This window comes from Bradyrhizobium uaiense, assembly GCF_010811875.1.
Lineage (GTDB): Bacteria > Pseudomonadota > Alphaproteobacteria > Rhizobiales > Xanthobacteraceae > Bradyrhizobium > Bradyrhizobium uaiense.
Genome location: NZ_VKHP01000769.1, coordinates 1 through 249 on the forward strand (window position 1 = coordinate 1; position 249 = coordinate 249).

General features: G+C 58.2%; 1 protein-coding gene. It reads right to left on the reverse strand.

Annotated elements, in window-relative coordinates; genetic code table 11:
- A partial coding sequence (locus FNJ47_RS47390) for a transposase (RefSeq protein ID WP_163163670.1) occupies nt 1-249 on the reverse strand: 249 nt, incomplete at both ends.

Below are 249 nucleotides of genomic sequence, written 5' to 3' on the forward strand. Positions count from 1 at the left end.
CTGCCGCAATCGATAAGATATCGGGCACGTGGTGCTTTCGTGGTTTCCCGCGGACTTTGGTGATCGGCCAAATGAGCTTCACATCGACCGGATACACCTTCAGGTGCCGAGGGATGCCGACAGCCCAGGCCAGCCCGCGCTCTGTTAGCCCTTGTCGAAATGGTGCGCTAAGTCCGTATCCTGCATCCGCCAGCACACATCCAAAGCGCACGTTGGCTGCTATCGCGCGATCAATCTCGGCCAAAGCAA